6 protein-coding genes are annotated in these 4,120 nt (G+C 43.8%); 5 read left to right on the top strand and 1 reads right to left on the bottom strand.

Translation table 11 applies throughout. The annotated features are described in order from the left end of the window. Window positions 1–64: 64 nt before the first annotated feature. The 5 genes from V7201_RS03070 (at window position 65) to V7201_RS03050 (ending at window position 3,584) form a co-directional block, all read left to right on the top strand. On the top strand, window positions 65–709 hold the full coding sequence (locus tag V7201_RS03070) for a PspA/IM30 family protein (protein ID WP_335375309.1): 645 nt from the start codon (window positions 65–67) through the stop codon (window positions 707–709). Window positions 710–906: 197 nt separating this feature from the next. Beyond that, window positions 907–1,641 carry a cell wall-active antibiotics response protein LiaF gene (gene liaF, locus V7201_RS03065; RefSeq protein WP_335375308.1) on the top strand — a complete coding sequence of 245 codons (735 nt, stop codon included), beginning with the start codon at window positions 907–909 and terminating at the stop codon, window positions 1,639–1,641. Beyond that, on the top strand, window positions 1,638–2,684 hold the full coding sequence (locus V7201_RS03060; protein ID WP_335375307.1) for a sensor histidine kinase: 1,047 nt from the start codon (window positions 1,638–1,640) through the stop codon (window positions 2,682–2,684). The genes liaF and V7201_RS03060 overlap by 4 nt, the downstream gene beginning before the upstream one ends. Further along, on the top strand, window positions 2,677–3,309 hold the full coding sequence (locus V7201_RS03055; protein ID WP_335375306.1) for a response regulator transcription factor: 633 nt from the start codon (window positions 2,677–2,679) through the stop codon (window positions 3,307–3,309). Before V7201_RS03060 ends, V7201_RS03055 begins: the two co-directional genes overlap by 8 nt. 95 nt (window positions 3,310–3,404) lie before the next feature. Next, complete coding sequence (locus V7201_RS03050) at window positions 3,405–3,584, top strand: hypothetical protein (protein ID WP_335375305.1); 180 nt, start codon at window positions 3,405–3,407, stop codon at window positions 3,582–3,584. A 35-nt stretch (window positions 3,585–3,619) separates the two neighbouring features. On the opposite strand, the gene V7201_RS03045 is transcribed toward V7201_RS03050, so the two are convergent. Further along, window positions 3,620–3,814: a hypothetical protein gene (locus tag V7201_RS03045; RefSeq protein WP_335375304.1), complete on the bottom strand. Its 195-nt coding sequence runs from the start codon at window positions 3,812–3,814 to the stop codon at window positions 3,620–3,622. Window positions 3,815–4,120: the final 306 nt, after the last annotated feature.

The raw sequence follows: 4,120 nt of genomic DNA, 5'->3' as shown, positions 1-4,120 counted from the left end.
AATCAACAGCCTTGTTTAAAGAGACACCCATAAAAAAATGACCAATTAAAGGAGAGAAACTAAAATGGCAAATCTATTAACAAGAATCAAAAACACGGTAATGGCAGATCTTCACGAGGCACTAGACAAAAAGGAAAATCAGAATCCAATCGCGCTTTTGAACCAGTATCTTCGTGAATGTGAAGTGGAAACAGAAAAGGTGAGGAAACTCCTGGAGCGCCAAAGCCAATTGAAGGACCAGTTTACTCGCGAGCATCATCAGGCTCTTGAGATGGCGGAAAAGCGCAAGTACCAGGCAGAGATTGCGATGAGAGCGGGAGAAGCAGAGCTACAATCTTTTGCGGGCCAGGAGCAGGCTCAGTATGAGGAAAGAGCTGCAAGATTGCAGGAGGCATTAATGAATGCAGCACAGCAGCAGCTCGAGCTTGAGCGAAAATATGAAGATATGAAGCATAAGTTAAAAGATATGCATATCCGCAGGCTGGAATTGATGGGACGTGAAAATGTCACTCGCGCACACTACCGAATGGATCAAGTGCTGGATAACCATTCTTACTCTGACAAAGCTTATTCACGATTTGCTGATATGGAGACGTATCTTGACAATCTTGAGGAGAAAATGAAAACCTCTCATTATCGCAATACGATTGACGGCAGAATCGCCCAGCTGGAAAAAGAATTTAAAAGTAAAGAAACACATTCTATTTAATAGGCAAAACATGGTATTCTAAAGAGGCGCAGGCATCTGCGCCTTTTGGATATCACCCCGAAAGGACTTCATCAAAAATTCCTCAAAAAATGCATTCCGTTTTACAAAGTGCTGTTTGATTCAGGGCAATTCCAAAAATCTCTGAACAAATATCAATATAGCCATGTAAAAGATTAAGAGGAAGGGAGGAAAGCAGAGTGTTGAATAACTTGAAGAATGACTATATCAGCTGGATTGCAATCACTGGAGCGATCCTGCTATTGCTGGAAGTCTCGTTTTTTAATGAAGGCTTGATTTTCTCCCTTCTTGCAAGCGGGGCGATGATTTATTTTGGCCGCACCTTAATGCCGAAGAAGTCGGGAAAGCTCCTGTTCTGGGGAGGAATATTCTTTTTCCTGAGCAGTGTTTTCAGCATGATGACCTTCAGATTTTTCCTATTGGCCGTGCTGATTTATCTTGCTTACCAGTTCGCCCAGTCAAAAAAGAGGCCTGAGGTCATCACGCCCATTTTACAAGAGCAGGAAATTGAGAAGAAGAAGGAAATGATCATCGAAAAGCCGCCATTGTTTAAAAATCGTCTGTTTGGCCCTCAGGAGACTCCGACTCATGTGTATGAGTGGAACGACGTCAACATTCAGACAGGTGTCGGTGACAGTGTAATAGATCTTAGCCTGACCGTTCTGCCGAAGGGTGAAACCGTCGTGTTCATCCGTAAAATGATTGGGAATGTAAAAATTTTTGTCCCATATGATTTAGAAGTAACCGTCCGCCATTCTGCAGTTGCTGGGTCAGCCGAGGTGTTTGAGCATCAGGAAGGCAGGGTGCTGAACCAAAGCTTGTTCCTTCAGACGCCAGGCTATGATGAGGCAGAGCAAAAGGTGAAAATCTTCACGTCGATGATCATCGGGAATATCGAGGTGAAAAGAATATGACCTCAATCATGCGCCAGATTTTATGGGGATTGACCCTTGGAATTATTCTATTTGCGGCTTTGACATTATCTTATTTGCTGGTTTTTCCAATCGCCAGGCTTTCTGATTTATGGAACCGTGAGCTGATGGACATCCCTTTCATCATTTTTTCCTTCAGCATTAGCGTCGTGCTCGGAATTGCATTTGGAATTGCGTCTGGGACTTACTGGCGCAGGCAATTTCAAGCCGTTGACAGCTGGCTGTTCGAGCTGGAGGAAGGTCAACAGCCTGAAGTAAAGCAAAACCAGGCTTTCGCGGAAATTTTATCGATATCCAAACGTGTTGAAAAGCTTTATAAACAGATTTCTGAAAAGGCGATGCTATCCCAGAAGCTCGCGACTGAAAAAGCGGAAGAGCAGGAATCGCGGATCCAGGAAATCATTTCGCAGGAACGGAACCGCCTGGCCCGGGAGCTGCATGATTCGGTCAGCCAGCAGCTGTTTGCGGCATCAATGATGATGTCGGCGATCAATGAAACAAAAGCTCCTTCCGAGGACCGTGAAGCTAAGCAGCTGAAAATGGTCGAGGAAATGATCCATCAATCGCAGCTTGAAATGAGGGCATTGCTCCTGCACCTGCGTCCTGTTGCTCTTAAAGGGAAATGCCTGCAGGAAGGAATCGAGGAGCTTTTAATCGAATTAAAGCAAAAAGTCACGATGAATATAAAGTGGAAGGTAGAGCCATTTCCATTGGATAAGGGAGTGGAAGATCACTTGTTCCGTATCTTGCAGGAGTCAGTCTCGAACACGCTGCGCCATTCAAAGGCAGAGCAGCTGGAAGTGCTGCTGATCAAAAGAGACGATAAGGTGATCATGCGGGTTGTGGATGATGGGCTTGGTTTTAAGGTGGATGAAACGAAAGCAGGATCTTATGGCCTCCAGAATATGCATGAACGCGCCGGAGAAATCGGCGGAACACTGAAGATTGTCAGTGTTGAAAATAAAGGAACCAGGCTTGAAGTCAAGGTTCCAATTTTAGTGGTGGCGGGTGAGAAGCATGATTAAAGTGGTATTTGTTGATGATCATGAAATGGTAAGGATCGGAGTTTCATCGTATTTGTCGGCACAGCCTGATATTGAGGTTGTCGGGGAAGCAGGTAATGGCAAGGAGGGAGTCGAGCTGGCTCTTTCATTGAGACCGGACATTATTCTGATGGACCTGGTCATGAAGGAAATGGACGGAATTGAAGCGACAAGGCAGATTATCGAAAAGTGGCCGGAAGCGAAAGTCATCATCGTAACAAGCTTCCTTGATGATGAAAAAGTGTATCCGGCACTTGAAGCAGGCGCGACGAGCTATATGCTGAAAACCTCGAAGGCGAGTGAAATCGCGAACGCGGTTCGGGTTACATACTCGGGCCAACCGGTACTAGAGCCCGAAGTGACTGGCAAAATGATGATGAAAATGCGTCAGAAGAATACGTTACTGCCGCATGAAGAGCTGACCGAGCGTGAGATGGAGGTTCTGAAGCTGATTGCGGAGGGCAAGACCAACCAGGAAATTGCTGACGAGCTATTCATAGCCTTAAAGACTGTAAAAACGCATGTGAGCAATATTTTGAGCAAGCTTCAGGTACAGGACCGGACACAGGCCGTCATCTATGCTTTTAGGCATTCGCTTGTGAAATAAGAATTTGGATGATTTTCGATACGCGTTCTAAAGCTCATTGTGTTTAGAATGCATCGTTGTTTTAAAAGCTATGACAAACAAAGGGGTAATATAGTATGGAAGGACTCGTGGGATTATTTGGTTTTTTTGGAATCATGGCATCGATAGGTGTTCCAATCGTCATGATCGCTTTATTTGTAATGCTGGTAACAAGTACTAAAAGGCAGGAAACGATTTTAAAGGACATTCTTGAAGAGCTGAAAAGGAAAGACCGAAATAAAGATTTCATCGAATAACGGCACAAAAAAGAGGCCGATTGGCCCCGAGGAATCTAAGTCACTTTTTTGTCGATTACGTCTAATTTCAAAAGCATTTCGCTTAAGGCTATGGATATGACTTCCCGTTCTTCAAATTCATTTGGGTAATGGGAAGCGCTATTTATATAGTCATGCTTTTCAGCTAACTTTTCCTTTATTTTTTTACACATCCAGAGCTGGTAATCTGAAAGTTCCACGTGTCTAAGCAATGCCACCCACTCCTTTGTTACTAGTCAATACCCGCCATAACAGATGACCTAAACGCTAAATCCAAAAGATTATCTTATATGGGAAAAATTGATATTTAATAGCCCGAAACCCGAAACGACGGGCTTGGATAGACTTTAATCAAACGTTTGATTAAGGTCTTTTTTATTTGAAAATTTTGAAGGAGGACATTTTTTAGCAGCTATAAATAAAGACCACTCGCTGAGGATTTTATGAGATGAATGGTCATAAGAATTCGTGTAATGACCACTCGCTGGGGATCTCAACCGATGAGTGGTCATAATAAG

Source organism: Bacillus sp. JJ1122 (genome assembly GCF_036964885.1).
In the GTDB taxonomy this organism is placed as follows: domain Bacteria; phylum Bacillota; class Bacilli; order Bacillales; family Cytobacillaceae; genus Mesobacillus.
The sequence above is the reverse complement of the archived record's forward strand: the minus strand, read 5'-3'. Positions and strand labels throughout refer to the sequence as shown.

Coding starts and splice junctions, on each gene's coding strand:
- V7201_RS03070 (WP_335375309.1), top strand. CDS start 65: ATGGCAAATCTATTAACAAGAATCAAAAACACGGTAATGGCAGATCTT.
- V7201_RS03060 (WP_335375307.1), top strand. CDS start 1,638: ATGACCTCAATCATGCGCCAGATTTTATGGGGATTGACCCTTGGAATT.
- V7201_RS03055 (WP_335375306.1), top strand. CDS start 2,677: ATGATTAAAGTGGTATTTGTTGATGATCATGAAATGGTAAGGATCGGA.
- V7201_RS03050 (WP_335375305.1), top strand. CDS start 3,405: ATGGAAGGACTCGTGGGATTATTTGGTTTTTTTGGAATCATGGCATCG.